The 20,456-nt window shown below is 59.4% G+C and carries 14 protein-coding genes and 3 pseudogenes; all 17 read right to left on the bottom strand.

The window, feature by feature from the left end; all coding sequences use genetic code 11:
* Positions 1-25: 25 nt before the first annotated feature.
* The 17 genes and pseudogenes from ACWNZ1_RS04570 to ACWNZ1_RS04490 all read right to left on the bottom strand — a co-directional run bounded on the left by ACWNZ1_RS04570 (position 26) and on the right by ACWNZ1_RS04490 (position 20,451).
* Positions 26-559: a YfiR family protein gene (locus ACWNZ1_RS04570; RefSeq protein ID WP_230151706.1), complete on the bottom strand. Its 534-nt coding sequence runs from the start codon at positions 557-559 to the stop codon at positions 26-28.
* Complete coding sequence (locus tag ACWNZ1_RS04565; protein ID WP_456027438.1) at positions 556-2,397, bottom strand: TonB-dependent receptor plug domain-containing protein; 1,842 nt, start codon at positions 2,395-2,397, stop codon at positions 556-558. The genes ACWNZ1_RS04570 and ACWNZ1_RS04565 overlap by 4 nt, the downstream gene beginning before the upstream one ends.
* Positions 2,398-2,928: 531 nt before the next feature.
* The gene (locus ACWNZ1_RS04560; RefSeq protein ID WP_456027437.1) at positions 2,929-4,455 is read right to left on the bottom strand and encodes a methyl-accepting chemotaxis protein; all 1,527 of its coding nucleotides are present in this window, start codon (positions 4,453-4,455) and stop codon (positions 2,929-2,931) included.
* A gap of 162 nt (positions 4,456-4,617) precedes the next feature.
* Positions 4,618-7,149: a sensor domain-containing protein gene (locus ACWNZ1_RS04555; RefSeq protein WP_288914007.1), complete on the bottom strand. Its 2,532-nt coding sequence runs from the start codon at positions 7,147-7,149 to the stop codon at positions 4,618-4,620.
* 122 nt (positions 7,150-7,271) lie between these two features.
* Positions 7,272-8,333: a protein-glutamate methylesterase/protein-glutamine glutaminase gene (locus ACWNZ1_RS04550; RefSeq protein WP_288914005.1), complete on the bottom strand. Its 1,062-nt coding sequence runs from the start codon at positions 8,331-8,333 to the stop codon at positions 7,272-7,274.
* Positions 8,330-8,842, bottom strand: coding sequence for a chemotaxis protein CheD (locus ACWNZ1_RS04545; protein ID WP_288914003.1), 513 nt, complete (start codon positions 8,840-8,842; stop codon positions 8,330-8,332). The genes ACWNZ1_RS04550 and ACWNZ1_RS04545 overlap by 4 nt, the downstream gene beginning before the upstream one ends.
* Positions 8,835-9,641, bottom strand: a complete 807-nt coding sequence (locus tag ACWNZ1_RS04540) for a CheR family methyltransferase (protein WP_288914000.1) — start codon at positions 9,639-9,641, stop codon at positions 8,835-8,837. The genes ACWNZ1_RS04545 and ACWNZ1_RS04540 overlap by 8 nt, the downstream gene beginning before the upstream one ends.
* 52 nt (positions 9,642-9,693) lie before the next feature.
* Entirely contained in the window at positions 9,694-10,617 is a 924-nt protein-coding gene (locus tag ACWNZ1_RS04535) for a chemotaxis protein CheW (RefSeq protein WP_288913997.1), read from the bottom strand.
* Positions 10,618-10,622: 5 nt separating this feature from the next.
* Positions 10,623-11,228: pseudogene (locus tag ACWNZ1_RS04530) on the bottom strand (methyl-accepting chemotaxis protein); the annotation flags it as partial.
* Between the two features lie 315 nt (positions 11,229-11,543).
* Positions 11,544-13,169: pseudogene (locus tag ACWNZ1_RS04525) on the bottom strand (MCP four helix bundle domain-containing protein); the annotation flags it as partial.
* A gap of 95 nt (positions 13,170-13,264) precedes the next feature.
* Entirely contained in the window at positions 13,265-13,786 is a 522-nt protein-coding gene (locus tag ACWNZ1_RS04520; RefSeq protein WP_288913991.1) for a chemotaxis protein CheW, read from the bottom strand.
* A gap of 4 nt (positions 13,787-13,790) precedes the next feature.
* Positions 13,791-15,434 carry a methyl-accepting chemotaxis protein gene (locus ACWNZ1_RS04515; RefSeq protein ID WP_456027436.1) on the bottom strand — a complete coding sequence of 548 codons (1,644 nt, stop codon included), beginning with the start codon at positions 15,432-15,434 and terminating at the stop codon, positions 13,791-13,793.
* Between the two features lie 64 nt (positions 15,435-15,498).
* Positions 15,499-17,643, bottom strand: a complete 2,145-nt coding sequence (locus ACWNZ1_RS04510) for a chemotaxis protein CheA (protein ID WP_288914047.1) — start codon at positions 17,641-17,643, stop codon at positions 15,499-15,501.
* Positions 17,644-17,656: 13 nt separating this feature from the next.
* Positions 17,657-17,965 carry an STAS domain-containing protein gene (locus ACWNZ1_RS04505; RefSeq protein WP_288913986.1) on the bottom strand — a complete coding sequence of 103 codons (309 nt, stop codon included), beginning with the start codon at positions 17,963-17,965 and terminating at the stop codon, positions 17,657-17,659.
* 55 nt (positions 17,966-18,020) lie between these two features.
* A complete protein-coding gene (locus ACWNZ1_RS04500; protein WP_288913984.1) occupies positions 18,021-18,389 on the bottom strand; it encodes a response regulator in 369 nt (122 codons plus the stop codon).
* Positions 18,390-18,400: 11 nt separating this feature from the next.
* Positions 18,401-19,075 (bottom strand): annotated as a pseudogene (locus tag ACWNZ1_RS04495) (methyl-accepting chemotaxis protein); the annotation flags it as partial.
* Between the two features lie 860 nt (positions 19,076-19,935).
* On the bottom strand, positions 19,936-20,451 hold the full coding sequence (locus ACWNZ1_RS04490) for a chemotaxis protein CheW (RefSeq protein WP_288913978.1): 516 nt from the start codon (positions 20,449-20,451) through the stop codon (positions 19,936-19,938).
* Positions 20,452-20,456 lie beyond the last annotated feature (5 nt).

Here is a 20,456-nt window from a genome sequence, read left to right as displayed (position 1 = left end):
CTTGAAGGGCACGGTTTGCATGGGTTCAAGACCTGTAGGCCACAAAGCTGGCGAGTTTGAGCAAGCGTGCGCTGAAATCGATATTGGCCTTTCTCGCGGCAGCCAGATTGACGTCGAAAACAATGCGAGGGCCCTGTCGACGCATTTCAATCATGATGCCCCGGTCGGCCAGGCCGGTGGAGTCCGTGATGGTCAGGACAGGTGTCGCGGCAAGTTGTTGGAGCAAGGCGTCGAATGTGCGATGGCTGTGTTCGTCGATATAGACCACCAGGCAACCCGTGAGCGAGCCGTTGGGGGCGATCCGCCGTATGGTGATCGGTTTCCCGTTCTGGGCACGCTTACCCTCCAGCCGAGTCAGTTCCTCGTCCAGGGACGTGCTGCCAAGCACACAGAATTGAAAGTCGGTGTCGGGTAACGATGGCCACTGGGCAAAGAGCGTGAAGTTGTAAAGATAAGCAGCTTTCATGGCACGTTCGTCGACCGCCGCGTCGGCAGCCGCCCTCTGGCAGGGCAAGTACAGGGTCGCGAGGATGCACAAGTGGAGGACGATGGCCTTCATTCGAATGCGTACCCCAGGGTCAGCCACAGGCTACGCTCTCCGCGCACGCTATCGGGGTTAAAGAGCGCCGCGTCCTTGTAGTGGCGGTCGAAAAGATTGCGCACCGCCGCGGTGACGCTCACCCCAGGCAGAACTTCTTCGCTGGTGAGGGTCAGGTCGGCGATAGCGTAGCCGGGGGCGTTCTCTCCAGGTGCGATCAAACGATCGCCCACATAGCGAACGGCGAGACTCGCCCGCAGACGTTCGCCCGCCAGGGGCACGGAGGCACGTAGCTTACTCAGGTTGCGCGGTGAGTTGACCAGATTCTGGTGCAGGTTGTTCTGCGAACGCTGCCAGGTATGGCTGCCTTGTAGCTCAATCCCATGCCATTGCCATTGCGCTTCAAGTTCCGCGCCTTGGGTGTCGATCCACTCCAGTGAAGTACTCGCGGAACGCTGGAGCGGGTCTGTGATGCGGTAGCGATAGAGGCTACCCAGTAGGCGAAAATCGCCTCGGCGATAATCGGTGACGAACTCCGTGGTATTGACACGTTCCGATTCGGTGGAAGGACGCTTGAAGGAGGTCGTCTCGTCAAGGCTTGTGAAACGGTTCGCGGCGCCGTGGGACAGAGACAGAGTGGTGTCCGTCAGGCCTGTATAGATCAAGGCCGCACGGGGGGCGCTACGCAGCGCCGTGTCAGTGCTGCTGCGTCGATCGAACCGCAGTCCCAGGTTCAAGTGCAGGTCATGGGGAAGCGCGATCTCGTCCTGAGCAAAAACGCTGAGCGTCTGGGCCGAGTCCCAGCCGTGAATCTGTTCGTGTTCGTCGGTCTGAGGGAAGTACGTTTTCGTCTGCAAGTCCTGCAGGTAGTCGTTACGGTACTCACTACCCAACACCAGACGGTGGCCTGTAAAAGCCACGCTGCTGATCGTCCCCTCCAGATCCCACCATCGTCCGTCGGCGCTGGTGTTTTCGATGAAATCATCGATCGGTTCGTAATAGCGGTCGCGATACAAATAGCTGCCATGGGAAAGCCGGACGGAGGTGCGGTAGTCACCGTGGTCGATATCGTTGCCGAGCTTTAGAAAGGTGTTTTGATCGGAGAAGTCCCATCTGGCGCCGAGGGGAATCGTCAACTCTTGTTGCTTACGCTCGGCAAAAGCCCCCTCAATGCTCCAGGCGCCCTGCGAACCCTTAAAGAAAAATCGCTTTGAATCAAAGTTATCGTGCATGACGTCATCGGAAACCTGCACGTCGGGAAGATCAGCCTGGGATGCCGAAGCCGAGACCAGCCATTCAGCACCATTGTCCAGGCGCGTTCCCCAACTGACGCGCGCCTTGCGGTCCTGGTGCGAGCCGGTGGTCATGGCAACCTGGCCACCGTTCAAATCGCGGCCCCGGAAGGTGACGACGTTGATCACGCCGAGGAAGGCATTGTTGCCGTACAACGCGGTTCCCGGGCCGGGTGCATACTCGACACGCTCGATCAACTCGGTGTCGAGCAGCCCTTCTTCACCGAGGTATATCTGGTTGAAGACGTTATCAGCGACCGGCTGACCGTCAATACGCAGCATGATTCGTCCTGCGTAGTCACCGGGCAAACCGTAACCACGCCCACCAGGGAAGTAATAGGCGCTGTCGAAACCGATGTTCAGGCCTCGCATGCTATTGAGGATCTCAGCGAGGGTCCTGTAGCCGAAGCGACGCATCTGCTCGGCGGTGACCACTGAAACCGCGGATGGCGCATCGGTGAGTTGCTGAGAAATCTGAGACGCGCCGACAACCTCGGTTTTGAGTAACTGCTCGAAAGGAAGGCTGGTCAGATCCTGGGCGGCTACCGCGCGTGATAGCAACCACAAACCCGACGCGAAGAGGCACCGACAGATGTTCAGGGTGTATCGTGGCGGCGGCACGATGGGGGAGCATGACATGATCTGCGTATAACCCTCTCGGCATTGCCACTGCACATGAATCGATCTGTTTTTGGGAGCTCGATGTGAGTTGACCCTGCTTTTTTTGTTTTGATTGGGTGCACTTTCTCCCTACAAGCCCCGCCACTAAGAAAGTGGTTGCTTCGGAAAGAACGATTTCAAAATGCCACCACTCTAGGCGCAATACCATCAGCACCGGCTTATATTCGAGTAAGGGGTTTCGAGGCGGTGTAGGGGGATACCTACAGCGACGATGGCATCGACAGAGGAAAACCGAGCAGGCGGTTCTGAATGCATCTGGCCTGACGAAAGAAAAGACGCACGCCCAAAGTCCTCCGTTTATGAGACTAGGCGTGCGGCTTCTTCATGAGCGCGGGAGCGACTTGATCTTTGAATCAGGTCAGTTGCTGCATCAGCGACATGAAGCTGTCAAAGGTAAGGGAAAGATAGCGCCAAGGCTTAAACCCGGAATTGACTTAACAGTCGACTCAACTGATCTGCCAACTGGCGCAAATGTTCATTGGCTGCACTGGTTCGCTCACAAGCCTGGGTGTTGTCCTGTGCGAGACCGGCGGCCTGGGTGACATTTCGATTGATGTCCTCCACGACATGGGTTTGTTGCAAGGTAGCGCTGGCGATGGAGGCATTGAGGGTTGTCAGGTTGCGCAGCGACTGGCTGATTTGATCCAGACTCACGCTGGCCAGCCTGGCCTGTTCGATGGTGAGCCGAGAGCCCTGGCTGCTTTCGTCGATCACCTTGACGGCGGCTTCAGAGTTGCGCTGCAACGTCTCGATCATGCCCTGGATTTCGGTGGTTGACTGTTGGGTACGCTGGGCCAACATCCGCACTTCATCCGCCACCACGGCAAAACCGCGCCCCTGCTCTCCGGCCCGCGCCGCTTCAATGGCCGCATTGAGGGCTAGCAGATTGGTCTGCTCGGCGATGGCGCGAATCACTTCGATGACACTGCCGATGCGTGTGCTTTCCTGCGCCAGGGCCTGAATGACGCCCACCGCTTGTTCGATGGTGCCCGACAGGTGCTCGACCTGCCGCGAACAGCTGCCGATGTTGCTTTGTCCCTGTTGGGCCCGCGTATCGGCGTCACGCACTTCGCTGGCGGCCTGTTCGGCGTTCCTCGCCACATCTTGCACACCGTAGGTAACCTCGTTGATGGCTGTAGCCACCAGGTCCATTTGCTGCGACTGCTGTTGACTGTACCCCTGGCCTTCGTTGGCGACGCTGTCAAGGGAAGCCGATGCCTGATCCAGTGCCTTGGCCGCCCGCAGCGATTGACTGATCACACCTCGTAGCTTCTCGGTAAAACCATTGAAGTGGCCCGCCAGCGCAGCCATTTCGTCATGGCCCGTAACGTCCAGCTTGCGAGTGAGGTCTCCTTCGCCACTGGCTATATCAGCCATGGCTTGCACCGCTTCGTTCAGCGGTTGAGTAATACTTCTGCCCATGAAGATAACCAAAAGGCACATCAGCGCACAGATGCCCAGGAGCACGCCCGCGGCTCTCATTAACTGCGTCTGGAATGCTGCCTGCAGATCGTCGATATAGACACCCGAACCGAGTATCCAGCCCCAGGGCTGATAGAGCTGGACAAAAGACACTTTATCCACCGGTTCGCTAGCGCCCGGCTTGGGCCAACGGTAGCCCACCACCCCCTTGCCCTGGTTCTTTGCAATGGCCACCATTTCAAGAAACAAGGCCCTGCCATCCGGATCCCTGACAGCGGAAAGGTCCTGGCCATTGAGCTTGGGGTTGGTCGGATGAATGACCATTTTCGGCCCCAGATCGTTGATCCACAGGTAATTGTCCCCGTCGTACCGAATCTCGCCGACCAGGGCCAGCGCTTGTTTCTGAGCATCCTCAAGGCTCAGCGCGCCGGTTGTTTCCAAGGCGTGGTAATGCTTGAGGATGCCCTCGGCGACCTCTACAACCCTGCGACTCTCGTTGGCCTTGGACTGGTACTCCTCCACATAGATCTGGCGCAGGAAAACAGGGCGAGGGCAACGAGCATCGTCATGGCAAGAAACAGGACAATCCACAGTCGGCGACTGACGGGCATATTGCGAAGGCTTTTCATTTGGGGCGACTCTTGTGGAAGGTGGTCATGTCATAGGCCCGCGCACGGGGCCAGGTTATCCGCCGCATAACGCTTCACCACTGCGACACGTCACGGGCCATTGGTCCGGCAACTTTTCGAAATCTTGCGGCGCCATGGCCCTGCCATACAGCCAGCCCTGAGCGCTATGGCAGCCATAACGCTGCAAAAACGCTTGCTGAGAGGGCTCTTCGACGCCTTCGGCCACCAATGTCAAACGCAGGCTGTTGCCCATGGCGATGATCGCCTTGACCAGCTCGGCGCTGTCGCGGTCATGCTCGATGTTGTGAATGAAGGAGCGGTCTATCTTCAGGATTGTGATGGGAAAGCGACTCAGATAACCAAGCGCCGAATAACCGGTGCCGAAATCGTCAATGGCAATCGAAAGGCCCATCTCGCTCAGGCGTTCAAGGGTTTCGCGCACGGCGGTGTTGTTGTCCAACAGCAACCCTTCGGTGATTTCCAGTTCCAGCCAACCCGGTTCGCACCCGGTGTCCTGGAGGATGGTCTTGATTGACGCGAGCAGGTCGTTCATCTGGAATTGCCGCGGCGACAGGTTGACCGCTATTTTCAGCGGCGTACCGCGCCTACCACGGTTCCGGGCGGCGGCGAATCGACAAGCCTGCTTCAGAACCCATTCGCCGATGCCCACGATCAGCCCGGTTTCCTCGGCGATCGGGATGAATTTGTCCGGTGGCACCTGTCCGTGTTGCGGATGATTCCAGCGCAACAACGCCTCAGCGCCGATCAGGCGTCCGCTGACCAGATCAATCTGCGGTTGATAGTGCAGCGCCAGTTCGCCGTTGTGTTGCGCATGACGCAAGCTGGTCGCCAAGGCCAAACGCTCCGAGGCCTGCTGGATCAGGTGCGGCGAGTAGCGCTGCACGTTGTTCCGCCCCTTGGATTTGGCGTGATACATGGCCGAATCTGCGTACTGCAAGAGCTGGTAAATGTTATCGGCGTCCATAGGGCCATGGGCAATACCCAAATTTCCGGAGACGAAGACTTCCCTGCCCTCGACCTGATAGATCCCCGTTATGCTCTGCAGGATTTGTCTACCCAGGCTGTCCAGGTCAATGGGTGGGGCAAGACGCTTGAGGAACAGGGCGAACTCATCACCACCCAAGCGAGCCACCGTGTCCTTGCCACGCGCAAAATCCTGTAAACGGCGGGCGACCTGGCGTAATAGTTCATCACCCGCCCCGTGACCCAGCGTGTCGTTAATCACTTTGAAATTGTCGAGGTCCAATATCGCCACGGCCACTTGTCGACCGCCCCGTTCGCTCTCATGCAAGGCGTGCTGCAGATGCTCCTTGAACAACTCGCGGTTGGGCAGTCCAGTCAGGGCGTCATAGAAAGCCAGTGTATGCAGCCGCTGTTGATAGGCCTTGAGCTCACTGATGTCCTGGGCAGTACCCAGCATTTGCACCGGCTTGCCGTCGGGGCAGTATTCGATATTCAGGCACGAGTGCAGATGCAGGCGCTGATGTCCTACCGCGATGCAGTACTCCAGCGTCAGGGACGTGCTGAGCTCGCAAAAGGCCTGGCGGATGCTTGCCAGAACTTGCCCACGATCCTCAGGCACCAAAAGATCAAGCACCTCCTTCAGGATCGGCGACCAACCGCGTGGTTGGTCAAGCATGCGACACAGCTCCGCCGACAGTCGTAAGGTGCCAAGGCGATAATCCAACTGCCAGTGACCGAGCCGAGCCATGGCCTCGGACTGCTCCAGGCGCCGCTCTGTTGCCTTGAGCGCCGAGATGTCGCGGGCAATGGTGAGCACGCTGGTGACCTGTCCGTGCTGGTCGAACTCCGGTACTGCCTGAACATGCTGGACAATTTGCTCACCCGAGGACTTGATCCACGTGGCTTCCGCCGCGTCGGGCCGACCATTTTGCAAAATGTCCAGGATGCCCTGGTGATAGCGCGTCGCGACCTCGGCAGGCAGAGGGCTTTTGTAGGTGATCGGGGTGCCGATCACCTCACTGATCGCAATATCATAGAGCCGCTCGTAGGCGGGGTTGATGTAGGCACGCCGACCGTCCCGGTCATAGCGAATAATGACATCCGGCGAGTTTTCCACGAGGGTACGGAACTCTTGCTCCCTGACCCGAAGCTCCTGCTCGGCGCGCCGCAGCTGAGTAATATCGCGCCCCACAGCCAGCACGCTGATGACCTCGCCATCGCTCCCTCGCTCTGGGACAAGACGAATATGACTGGTGATCAGATCGCCGTTGCCCCCCGTCCAGGATAATTCGTGTTCGTCAGGCTGACCGCTGCGCACCACTTCCTGTAAGACAGCCTCGTAGGCAAGCAACTGAGGGATAGCGCAACTGTCGCTCGGTCTTTTGCCGAGCAGCAATTGCGCGGGGAGACCGACCATGCGGGCAAAGGCCGGGTTGGCGTAGGTACGCTGGCCCTGGCGATCATAACGGGCAATGGTATCCGGCGTGTTCTCTGCCAGCGTACGAAACGCCAGGCTGTCGGAACTGCTTTCGCAATGCGCAGGCTCACGCCCAGCGCAGGTTGCCCGGTCTAGCAAGCCTTGAGGAGGTGTTTTTTTATTCATACTCGTCACCTTGTCAAATCGGTGAATGAGTCATTGCGTGTCGTCCTTTTTGCGCAGCGCGCCGCGTGATGGGTGCGCCAAGACTCATGGGGGCATAACGGGCATACGGAAAGGGGCATGGCTCAAGCCCTTCCGGTTGTGCTGGCGAGGATCGCCGCAGGGATTTCACAGAGAGGTAATACGCGTTCCACCCCACCCAGTTTGAACGCTTCCTTGGGCATGCCGAAAACCACACAGCTGTCTTCGTCCTGGGCCAGGGTCCGTGCACCCGCCTCGCGCATTTCCTTCAGGCCCCGCGCACCATCGTCGCCCATGCCGGTCATGATGATGCCCAAGGCATTGCCACCGGCCACCCGGGCGGTAGAGCGGAATAACACATCGACTGATGGACGATGCCGGCTGACCGGCGGGCCATCACGGATTTCCACCTGGTACTGGGCGCCACTGCGCGTAAGCAACATGTGTCGCCCACCCGGCGCAATGAGCGCCCGCCCAGGCATGACCCGGTCGCCGTTGCGCGCTTCGAGCACCTCGATCTGGCATAACTGATTCAGCCGTGCGGCGAAGGCTGCGGTAAAGCGCTCCGGCATATGCTGGACAATCAGCAGGCCGGGGCAAATCCGTGGCAGGCGCGTCAGAATCGCCTCCAGCGCCTGAGTGCCGCCGGTGGAAGTGCCGATAGCGACCAATGTCTCGGTGGTGAGCGTCATGGCCTGGCTGGGGGCCGGCAGGATAACGTCTGCGGACAGCTTGGTGGTCTTTGCAGGCACCAGGCGGCGCAGGTTGGCCCGCGCGGCGCTCTGGATCGCCTGGACCAGTTCGTCGGAGGCATCATGGAGGAACTGCTTGAGCCCCAGTTTGGGCTTGCCAATAACGCAAACCGCCCCTTCCGCCAGCGCCTGCAGGGTGGTTTGGGCACCGGTTGCGGTAAGCGTGGAGCAAATCACCACGGGAGTGGGTCGTTCAGCCATCAGCTTTTTCAGGAAGGTGATGCCGTCCATGCGCGGCATTTCCACATCCAGTACCAACACGTCCGGCCACTGGCGCTGCATTTTTTCCAGGGCGAACAGCGGGTCGACGGCAACCCCGATCACTTCGATCCCTGGATGCCCGGCGAGCGAGGCCGAAAGGACCTGGCGAACCACCGCCGAGTCGTCGACGATCATGACTTTGATTGGCCTCATGCAACACGCCCCTGGTCCACGCCCACGGCAGATGGAATGTGCTTGATCGAAACCTGTCCGTTCCAGATGTCGAAGATCAGGTTGCGATGGCCATTTCCCTCGACGTGGGCGCCTTGGCAGGCCAGGCCATGGGCCTGGAGCAGTTGTCTGGCGGCATCGACATTTTTCTTGCCCACATAGTGAGTCTTTCGCTTGCCCATTGCCGGGAACATGTCGCCGCCACCAAACAGTTGAATACGAAACTCCGCGGCCGAAACCCCGTGGAGACGGGTTTGGCGGAGCATCAGTTCAATGGCTTCGTCCCCATAACGTCCATCCAGTCCAGGGGAAGACCGCTGGGGGCGGGTCGGCAGCATGAAGTGGCACATGCCGCCGATCAGCAATGTCGGATGCCACGCCACCAGCGACACGCAAGAGCCCAGCAGGGTTCGGATGCGCGTATAGCGATCGCCGAAATACAGCTCCCCCGGCTGCAGGAAAATCTCGATAGTGCCGTTGGGTCTACGCATGAGGCTTCCGGTAAATGGACGGAACAACGACTTGGAGCTCATCGCAGACGCCGTTAAGGCTTTCCGAATGACTGACGATGAAATAGCCGCCTGGTTTCAACAGCGGCAGCATGCGCTGCACCACTTGACGCTTGGTCTCGAGATCGAAATAAATCATGACGTTCCGCAAGAAGATCACATCAAATTCACCCAACCCCGGTAGTGCGGCGTTCAGGTTGATCTGCCGGAAACTCATGCGACTGCGCAGGGCCGGGTCGACCAACAGCGTCCCGGTGTGCTCGCCGACGCCCTTGAGGCAATACTTGATCAACAGCGGCTGCGGAATATCTTGGGCATCGGCAATGGGGTACAAGCCGGTTCGGGCCTTATCCAGCACCCGTGTACTGAGGTCGGACGCAAGCAGCTCCCAAGGTCGATTGCCCCGGGCCTCGGCCAAGGTCATGGCGATGCTGTAGGGTTCCTCACCAGACGAACAGGCACCGCTCCAGACCCGAAGCGTTGAACGGTTGGCCAGCTCGGGCACAATCCGCTCGCGCAGGAAGCCAAAGTGCTTGGGCTCGCGGAAAAAGTAGGTTTCGTTGGTGGTCAACAGATCCACCGCCACCTGCTGCTCCGTGCGATCACGAGCCAGTAGACGAAAGTATTCGCCGTAGCTGGACAGCTCATGATGGCGGACGCGCTTGGCCAGACGACCACTGACCAGCGGTTTCTTTGCGTCGGACATGCTGATCCCGGCAATCTCGAAAATCATGGCGCGATACTGCTGAAACTCCTTGTCGGAGAGCACTGGAGTATTCAAAGTGTGCAGCGTCCTTGCGCGCGCTCATGGCGCAGCCGCCTGTTGGTCTTGTTCATGTCGGCACGCTCGCTTGAGCCAGCGACTGGCCAACCGGGCGCGGCAGGAGACATTCGTTCGCCGAGAATCCTCGTTCGATGTCCAACACTGTCAGTGTGATGTCGTTGACAGAGGTCGTCCCGAGGATGAAATCGTTGCCCATCCTGCTGTCACAACTCAGCGGTCGTTCGATCTGTTCTGCACAGATATCCACTATCCTGCCGACCCCATCGACCACGACGCCGACCCTTTGCATCCGCTCCCCGGTACCCATTTCAAGGATGACGACAGAGGTGCTCCATCCCAACTCCACGGTTCGCCCTGTGAGCTGATGACCCAGGTCGATGACCGGTACCAGCGTATTGCGCAACCTGATGGCCCTGCGCAGCTTCGACGTCGATGCGGGTTTGGTGATCAGTTGGCTGGCCTCGACGATGGCGTAGATGTTCGATGTGCTGATGGCGAACCGATCGTCGCCGAGCTTGAACGACAGGTAGGGACGGTATGGCCTTGCGTTGTCATCAGGTAAACCCGGCTCACTGGCGGTTTTCGCGAGCAAGTGACGTCCTTCAACCATGCGCGAAGACAGCTCGGCCAACTCGCTCAGTTTGTCGGCCAGTCGGAGGAAGCCCGCGCGATCCGAGGTATCACCTGTACGCACCGGTAAAAGGCCCGGCTCAACGGGTTCCGCGGATGTCGCATGGTGATTCCCAAGCGCCTGGCCAAGCGCAGAAACAGCACCGTTGAGCTGCTCGATTTGAAGGGCGAACGCCTCCAGTCTGGCGGGGGCAATTTCGTCCAATGGTTCAACAGCCTTGCCTGACATGACAGCGTTTCGGCGCAAGCCAGCCAGCAATAACCAGACAAGCATGCCGGTGCCGGGGGCCAGGGCCAATAACAGCCAGCCGCCTAGATTCGAGATATCAATCAGTTGGCCCATGAAAATCACTCCTGGAACCGCACGAAACCGACCGGCGTGGCCTTGTCCGCGAGATTGCCGCGTACGCCGCGGGCCGCGGGTGGCTGGCTGCTGGTTGCAGGGAAAGGCTCGGAGGGAGTGCTGGCGTGTTCGTTCAAGTGCGGGTTGAGAGTGAAGAATCTCATCAACTGTTGCAGCTGCTCAGCCTGGGTGCTCATTTGCTCGGCGGTGGCGGCCAGCTCCTCGGACGATGAAGCGTTCTGCTGGGTGATCTGATTGAGCTGATTCATCGCCATGTTGATCTGCCCCACACCGGAGGACTGCTCCTCGGAGGCAGCGGCGATTTCCTGGACCAGATCGCTGGTCTTGGCGATACCGGGAACGATCTCGTCGAGCAACCCCCCAGCGCGCTCGGCCAGGGCCACGCTGTTCTTGGCTACTTCGCTGATTTCCTGGGCGGCCACCTGGCTGCGTTCGGCCAGCTTGCGCACTTCCGCCGCGACCACGGCAAACCCTTTGCCATGTTCGCCGGCACGGGCCGCCTCGATGGCCGCATTCAGGGCAAGCAGGTTGGTCTGGTAGGCGATGTCGTCGATGATGCCGATCTTGTCGGCGATGCTCTTCATCGCGGTAACCGTGTCCCTCACCGCCGTGCCGCCTTCGACGGCTTGCTTGGCCGCGCTGCCGGCCATGCCGTCGGTCACCCGGGCGTTTTCGCTGTTCTGTTCGATGGAGGCGGACATCTGCTCGACCGAGGCGCTGGTCTGCTCGACGCTGGCGGCCTGTTCGCTGGCAGCCTGGCTCATGGAGAGCGCTGTGGAACTGACCTCCTCACTGGCGGAAGCGATGTTGCCGGTGGCGTTGTTGACTTGGCCGATGATGCTGGAGATTCTGGCAATGGTGTTATTGATAGCGTTCTTCAGCGCTTCAAAAGTTCCCTGGTATTGCTTGTCCAGGTTTTGTGCCAGGTCACCCTGCTCCAAGCCGCTGAGTACACGCAATACATCTTCCAGGGCATTGTCCGCGGTGCCTACGATTTGGTTCATGCCATCGGCAACCAGTTTGTAGAAACCCTCCTTGCCTTCGCTCGCGATTCGCCCGGAGAAGTCCCCCGCCGCCGCGGCCGCAACCACCTTGACGATCCCCTCCTCGGCGACCACTTCCAGGGTGCGATCGATCCATTCCAGCACGGTGCCAAGGCGTTCGCCATCGGGATTGTAGATAGGGCTGGCGCTGAGCCGGAAGATCATGTCGCCGACCGGCACCTGAGCCACATGGGTGCCACGCAAACTGCTCAGCAGATTGCGTTGGTGGCTGGGGTTCTTATGGAAAACATCAAAGTTCGCGCCGATGATTTTGTCCGCGCTGAACTGCGGCAACACCTTGCGCATGTTGCCCTCGGACCGACGCATCAGCGCTTCGGTAGCCCGGTTCATGTAACGGATAATGCCGTCGTTATCCGCCATCATCACGTTGACCGAAGCATTATCCAGCGTGGTTTTAAGCGTGGTGGCAATGGCGGCGGCCGCAGTCGCGTCCTTCAACTGCTGGCGCGTCTTTTCGATGACCTCATTGATAAAGGCTTTCTTGCCGGGCAGCGGCTCCATCGGAACGTCCAGATCGCCGTCGCCTAGTGCCTTGATACACTGCATCGCTTTTTTCTTGGCCGCGATATGGCCCTGCACCATCGCATTGACACCTTCAGCCATGGTTTTGTAGGCGCCCTGGAACTTGGTGGTATCGACCATCACGTCGATATCGCCCTTGTCGTGTTCGACAGACATGCGGTTCATTTCGTTGATTAGCGTCTGCAGGCCCGTTGACACGCCTTGAAGCGCGGTATTGAGCGTGCCGGTTTCATCACCGCGCACCGTCGTGATCGTCGCGCTCAGATCCCCGGCGGCGAGGCGATGGGTCACGCTGATAACGTCGCGCAGGGGACGGGTGATCGATCGGGTAATGCACAAGGCGATCAGCGCACCCAGCATTATGCCCACACCCAATAGCCCCAGCATCATTTGCATGCCGACGCTGTAGTTATGGCCAGCCTGGCTGACAGCTTCGTCGACTTGCCGTAGTTGATAAGCCATCATCGCGTCGAGACCGGCGAACAGATCATCCTGAACCCGTGCCGCGTCCCCCATCAATACCTCGGCGGCTTCGGCGCTGTGTTGCTCGGCGGCCAGCATCAGGGCCTTGTCCACCAGCGGCACAACACTCTGGAAGCGAGCGCGAATATCCGCGGCGATCTGCGTCGCCTCATCCCTGGTCACACCACGCTGCAGCTCGCCAAGCAGTTTGTCGAAGGCTGCTCGAGCGACCTGGAGGCGCTCGAGCTCGTTCCGGGTCCGCTGGGCATCGCTGGTCAACAGAATATTGCGGCTGGTGCGCGCGATGATGTTCATCTGGTCACGCAGGTTGGCGACCTGCACCACGCGGGTCATGCGCAAGCTGGAGACCTCGTCGAGATCTGCCTTGATGCCCTGCAAACGTTCGATGCCCATATAGGCGATCGCGGCGGTAAGAACTAACACCGTGGCAAAGCCGAAAGTCAGGCGGACCCCGACACGCATATTTTTGAACATGGTATTTCCACTTTTGAGGTACAGGGAACGTTCGCAAGGCACTGCTCGGCCACAACGTGATGCCGGCATTGCGTGGTTTCGGCTTACTCGCCGGGCGCTGTCTCGGTGATCTGGGTCAATGCGGCGAGTTCGTCTACCGAAAGCACCTTGCCGATGTCCAGGAGGATGACGAAACGGCCCTCGACCTTGCCCATGCCCAGGATAAAGTCGGTGCGGATATGCGCGCCGAATGCCGGCGCCGGTTCGATATCCGCCGGTGCGATTTCCAACACCTCGTTCACCGCATCCACCAGCACGCCAATCACCTGTTGTTCGTCAACGTGGTCCACTTCCAGGATGACAATGCAGGTGCGTCGACCGACCTCGGTTTGCCGCCCGCCGAAGCGGGCGCTCAGATCGATCACCGGCACCACCGCGCCACGCAGGTTGATCACGCCACGGATGCTGGGGCCCATCATCGGCACACTGGTGACCTGGCCGTACTCGATAATTTCCTTGACGGTGAGCGTGCCCACCGCGAACTGTTCACCCGCGAGCGAGAAGGTCAGGTATTGCCGAGGTTCAGACAGGCTATCGGGATGTTCCACTTTGAGCGAAGACTGCATGGCATCACTCCTGGAAGCGCACGAAGCCAGCCGGTAGGCTGAGCTCGCGAGATCTGCTGGTTACCTTGCCGGAAACGGCTGTCGAGAGGCCGGCCGTCTTCACGACACGAGGGGCTGTCGTGCCGCGTTCATTCGGGCCATTGCTGGAGAGGACGAAGAACTGCATCAGTTGCTGCAGTTGTTCGGCCTGACCGCTCATTTCCTCGGACGTAGCCGCCAGCTCTTCGGAGGCCGACGCATTTTGCTGAGTGATCTGGTTGAGCTGATTCATTGCCGTGTTGATCTGAGCGACGCCGGAAGACTGCTCCTCGGAGGCGGCGGCAATTTCCTGGATCAGATCGCTGGTCTTGGCGATACCCGGGACGATCTCGTCGAGCAGGCCGCCGGCACGCTCGGCCAGGGCCACACTACCCTTGGCCACTTCACCGATCTCCTGGGCGGCAATCTGGCTGCGTTCAGCCAATTTGCGCACCTCGGCGGCGACCACGGCGAAGCCCTTGCCATGCTCACCGGCACGGGCGGCCTCGATGGCGGCGTTGAGGGCCAGCAGGTTGGTCTGATAGGCAATATCGTCGATGATGCCGATTTTATCGGCGATACTCTTCATCGCCGAAACCGTGTCCTTGACCGCTTCTCCCCCTTCAACCGCCTGTTTTGCGGCGTTGCCGGCCATGCCTTCGGTCACGCGGGCATTCTCGGTATTTTGTTCGACAGACGCAGACATCTGCTCGATCGAGGCGCTGGTTTGCTCAACGCTGGCAGCCTGTTCGCCGGCCGCCTGGCTCATCGATTGCGCCGTGGACGACACTTCCTCCGAGGCGCTGCTCAGTGCATTGGCCGAACCGCGCACTTCGCCGATGATTTGCGCCAGCTTCGCCACCATGTTTTGGAGGGCTTCTTTCAACTGGCCTATCTCGTCACGGCTGTCGACATCGATGCTCACGCTCAGGTCACCTGCCGCCAGCCGATTGGCGACCTGGACCGACTCGTTCAATGGACGGGTAATCGAGCGGGTAATGAGCAATCCACACAGCCCTCCCAACAGGACGGCAACCCCCAGCAAGATGAACGACAGCAGACGAATCCGATCGTACTCAGCCTGCTCCTGTCGGTCGTTTTCCGCGAAGGAGGCTTCCTGCATTTCGATCATGTCATTGAGCCGCTTGGCGTACTCCTGCTGCTGTTGCTCCACCTCACCGTAGAGCAGTTGGATAGCCTGGTCTGTCTGGTTCGCCGCGCCCAGATCGACAGCGCGATCAACCACCACGCCATAGTTGTCGCGCACTTCCTTCAGGCGTTTGAACAGGCTAATTTCGTCTGGCTCGTTCAGCAGCTTTTCCAAGGCATCCATTCGCGAAGCCTGGGCTTGGCGAGTCTCGGTCAGCTGGTTTTGAGTTTGTTTCAATTGCTGCTCGTCGGTCTTGAGGATCAGGTCGCGAATCAGGAGATTGGTAGCACTCAGGCCAGCGCCGAGATCGTTGCTGACCTGAACTTTCGGATAAGCGTTATCGGTGATATCGCTCACGATCGTGTGCACGTTTGAAAGACCATTCATGCTCATGATCACCAGGGCAAGCATCAGCAGAAGCACGAGCACGTACCCTGCTCCTATCTTGGTGCCGACCTTCATGTTGGAAAACGTATTCATTTTTATAATCTTCTGTGAATATCAAATAGTTATGAGCCAATTCAATTGAAAGCGAAGGCTGCATTCAATTGTCGGTAACAGCTTGGTGCCTGGCACCGATGACCTGCTTGATCAGCCCGGAGACATCCAGAATCAAGGCCACTTCGCCGCTGCCCAGGATGGTGAAGCCTCCTACTCCGTCTATCTGGCCGAAAACCTTGCCCATCGGTTTGATCACGGTCTGGAATTCACCGAGCAGGCGGTCCACCACAAGGCCCGCGCGCTGCCCAGCGAACTGCACGACCACCACGTTTTCCCGGCGTGGTGGGGTCCCTCCAATGTCGAACTGCTTGCGCAGACGGATAAATGGCAGCACCTCGCCGCGCAGATTGAGATAGTCCCGATCTTCGTTGGGGGGCAGTTCGATGCACTCCACCACCGCGTCCTGCGGGATCACGTAGCTGGCGTTGCCGACACCGACCATGAAGCCGTCAATGATCGCCAGCGTCAGCGGCAGGCGAATGCGCAGGGTGGTCCCCTGCCCTTCGACGCTGTTCAATTCGACGCTGCCGCGCAGCGCTGTGATGTTGCGCTTGACCACGTCCATGCCGACACCACGGCCGGAGAGATTGCTGACCTGCTCGGCGGTTGAGAAACCCGGTTCGAAAATCAGGTGGAAGATGTCCTGGTCACTGAGACTTTGCCCTTCGCTGACCAGGCCTCGCTCGGTGGCCTTGCGCAGGATCCGCGCCTTGTTCAAGCCGCCGCCGTCGTCGGCCACTTCAATGACAATGTTGCCCGCGTCGTGAAAGGCGTTGAGCCGCAGCAGCCCCTGGGCCGGCTTGCCCTGGGCCAGGCGTACGTCGGCGGATTCGATGCCATGGTCCATGGCGTTGCGCACAAGGTGCGTGAGCGGATCACCAATGCGCTCCACCACGGTTTTGTCCAACTCGGTCTCACCGCCGCTGATTTCCAGGCGGATGTCCTTGCCCAACTCCTTGGCGACGTCGCGAACCACCCGTTGGAAGCGGCTGAACGTCGAGCCAATCTGCACCATCCGCAGGGTCAGGGCCGAATCACGAACCTCCTCGACCAGGCGCGCGAGAACCGCCGTCGCCTCCACCAGCTCACTGGCTCCGGCGTTCCGGGCAGCGAGATTGGCCCCCGCGCCGGCAATGATCAGTTCGCCGATCAGATTGATCAGCTCGTCAAGCTTGCCCGCGTCGACGCGGATCAGGCTGTTCTCGACACTGCGGTTGTCTTTGACCGGCTGTTTTTTTTGGGCGTCGGTGTTTTCCGGTACGGAGACGATCTGTTGTTCGACCGGCACCAACGCGTCAGGTGTTTGCTGCCAGGAGCCCTGCGGTGCGTCGTCCAGTTCCTGCGGTGCATGAATGCCGCAACGTATGAGGAATATTTCACCCATGCGCTGGCTCTCTTGTGGCAACGCTTGAACCAGGCCCTGATATTCATCGGTCTTGTTGTGCGGCCCAAGAATATGCACTTGGCTGTCTTCACGTATGAACTCGAAAACGCCCTCGATGGTGGCTTTGTCGGCACAGCTGTGAAAACCGATCTCGAAGCCCAGGTAGCAACTTTCAGGGTCCATCTGGGCCCCTGGTGGCAGGCTGTCGCTGAGGGTCACGATATTGCAAATGTGACCCAGGGTGGACAAGTAGCGAATAAACGCCAGAGGGTCCATGCCGTTGCGCAACAGATCAGGGCCCAGGCGCAAGGAGATGTGCCAGTGATCGGTCTGCAACGTGTTGCCGCCGGGTTGATGCCCGACAGGCAACGCCTGTTGCCGCGCGGTGGCGTCTTCCTGGATCGACTCAGGCGTTCCACCCAATGATCGGCGCAGCAAGTCGAGCAGATGAGCGCCTTTGCCCTGCACGGATGTGTCCGCCTGCTGATGGTCGGCCGCCAGATTCACCAGCACGCCAATGTGGTCACACACTTGCAGGAACAGTGCGGTCAGTTCTTCGTCAAAACGTAAATGCTTGTCACGGACACGGTCCAGCACGCTTTCGGCCACATGGGTGAAAGCAACGATGTCGTCCAGGCCAAACAGGCCCGCCGAACCCTTGATGGTGTGGGCGGCACGGAAAATCGCGTTGATCGTCTCGTCGTCGTCCGGGGCCATCTCGATATGCAGCAGGGCATCTTCCATCTGCTGCAATAATTCTAGGCTTTCGACGATGAAAGTCTGTTGTGCATCATCCAGGTTCATGGTCATGGCCTTTTCACGAATAGTTCGGTTGCAACGCGGTGGGGTCGCCGAAAAAACTGGCGATATCGCACAACTCGAACACCTCCAGCACCGCCTGGCTGTGGTTGCTCAGCCGCAACTCTTGGCCGTGGGCAATCGCTTCTTTCTTGGCCATGATCAGCAGCTGCAATCCGGCCGTATCCAATTCCTGTACCGCGCTCAGGTCCAATTCAAGGCATCCGTCACGGCCTATCAAATCAACCAAGCGACTTTTCCATTCGGCTGCGGTGTAGATGCTCAACTCGCCCTCGATGGCAATACGTTGATGAGCGTCGGTGTTCATTGGCTTCTATCCAGTCGATATGTAGGGCTGCGGCATTCGGCCTGTCGGCCAATGCTCATGGCAGGACGAGTTTGGAAACCGCCGTCAGCATTTGTGCCGGCTGGAAGGGTTTGACCACCCATGCCTTGGCCCCGGCCGCCTGGCCTTCCTGCTTCTTTGCATCGCTGACCTCGGTTGTGAGCATGATCACCGGGGTGAACTTGTAGGCCGGCAATTGCTTGGCCGCGCGGACAAAGGAAAGGCCATCCATGTTCGGCATATTGACGTCGCTGATGATCAGATGGAGCTTGCGGCCATCGAGCTTGTTCAAGGCATCCTTGCCATCACAGGCTTCGACAGTCTCATAGCCAGCGCTTTTCAAGGCGATGCTGACGACCTGGCGCAGCGAGGCGGAGTCGTCGACGATCATGATGGTTTTGGCCATAGGGAAAGCTCCTAGAAGAAAGTGATTTCGGATTCGTTGCTGGAGGCGCCTTTGCCGCTGCCTCGATGTATGTCATGCAATTCGGGCATGGTGTAGGTGTGGGCCAGTTGCTCAAGCCAGGCATCGGCATCGAGAATGGGCGCGGTACGACCGTCGACGCTGTCCTGTGCCCCCTGGGCAAGACTCTGATGCAGCTTCTCCAAGTCATTGCGCACCAGCCCCAGTACCTGGCTGACCCGATCCTGGAATTGCAGGCCGACCAGCACCGCGGAGATTTCCTGGCCGACGCACTGGCTTTCCTTGCGCAACTCATGGGAGGAATCGAGAAGCGTGTTGGTGGCACCTCGAAAGCGCCGGATGACCTGCTCGATCACTTGGCCGGAGTGAGTCACCGTGGCCTCATCCTGCTCGGCATATTCGCGAGAGATCGCCAGCGTGCTGGCGATGGCCGCATTCACCGTGTCCACGGTCTCACCGATGCGCCTGCCGGTTTCTCCAGAGAGGCTGGACAGTTTGCGAATTTCATCCGCGACAACGGCGAAGCCGCGACCTATCTCGCCGGCGCGGGCAGCCTCGATGGCGGCGTTGAGCGCAACCAGGTTGGTCTGTTTCGCAATATTGCCGACATCCTGAGCCATCGCCTGCAACTGCTCGGTCAGGTTGGCGAGCTTGACCACCTCGTGCAGCAACAGCTCTTTGGTCGCCAGGGCTCCGCGCAACGAGGCGACAATGGCATCCAGTTCATGCTGGCTGGTGCCCAGCAACGCAACCAGTCCGTCATCCCCGGCATTACCGTCCGGGGTGGTCGAGACGGCTCGCTCAACCCGCTGGGATATCTCGGCAAATCGCATGGCAAGCGCCGTTATGGCTTCTTCGGTATGGCTGCGGGCGACCTCGATCTGGCCCGCCCAGATCGGTAATACGCCGCGACACACCGGCTCCAGCCCGCAGCTACACGTCATCTGACGATCCCGCTCATCGAGCATCCGCAGAGATTCGGCGGCTGATTGTCCGATACGCTTGAAGGTACGGTTACGTGAATGAAAGTAGAGCGCGGTTGCCGTGCCAGATGCCAGCAGAACAACCGCAAGCCCTGCGGGCTGAAGGCCCATCTCCCCTACAACCAGAACGCAAATGGCACCCAGCGCCGCCAGGACCAGGAGCGCCACGGGTGCTCCCGCTGAAGGCGGACTTGGAGGAGTAATTGTTACGCTCAATATAGTTTCTCCATCCGACATCGGATGATCCGCCTGGCAGGTGCCATTGCGAATCGCCCGGTACAGAAAAAATAGAAGCAAAATGACATCAGCTGATGATGCAGGTCAGGCGCAACGCTCGGCCATCGGGTTATGCTGCTTTTGGAGTAGGCATCAGGATGGGACAGGTAGGCATTCCCTTACCTGCGGAGCGAACCAGACCTTCGCGCTCATGGGGAAGTTGGAGCGCACGGGCGCCAGGTTGTCGCGCGTGGCGATAGGCTTGGAGCCCCTCGCAAAGGTGCCGAGAGCGCTCGCGGGCCGATGCCCGCGAACTTCAGTCAGAGGTATTATTCGTCGGTCCCAAGGACCTGCGTCATCGCGGCGAGTTCATCAACCGAAAGCACCCGGCCGATGTCCAGGAGAATGACAACGCGGTTACCAACCTTTCCCATGCCCAGGATGAAGTCAGTGCGGATGTGGGCACCGAAGGTTGGCGACGGTTCGATTTCCGCCGGACTGATTTCCAATACCTCGTTCACCGCATCGACCAGCACGCCGATCACCTGCTGCTCGTCGGCATGCTCCACCTCGAGGATGACGATGCAGGTCCGTCGGCCAACCTCTGTGTGTCGGCTACCAAAGCGCGCGCCGAGATCAATCACCGGCACGACCGCTCCACGCAAATTGATCACACCACGGATGCTTGGCGGCATCATCGGCACGCCTGTGAGCTGGCCGTACTCAATGATCTCCTTGACGGTGAGCGTACCCACCGCGAACTGTTCACCACCGAGCGTGAAGGTCAGGTATTGCCGGGCCTCTGTCGCACGACCGTGATTGACCTCTTTTGTCGACGCGTGCATGGGCT

The sequence above is a fragment of the Pseudomonas sp. CFBP 5748 genome (assembly GCF_053850495.1).
Note: the sequence above shows the minus strand (reverse complement) of the source record. Positions and strands in the feature narration are given on the sequence as shown.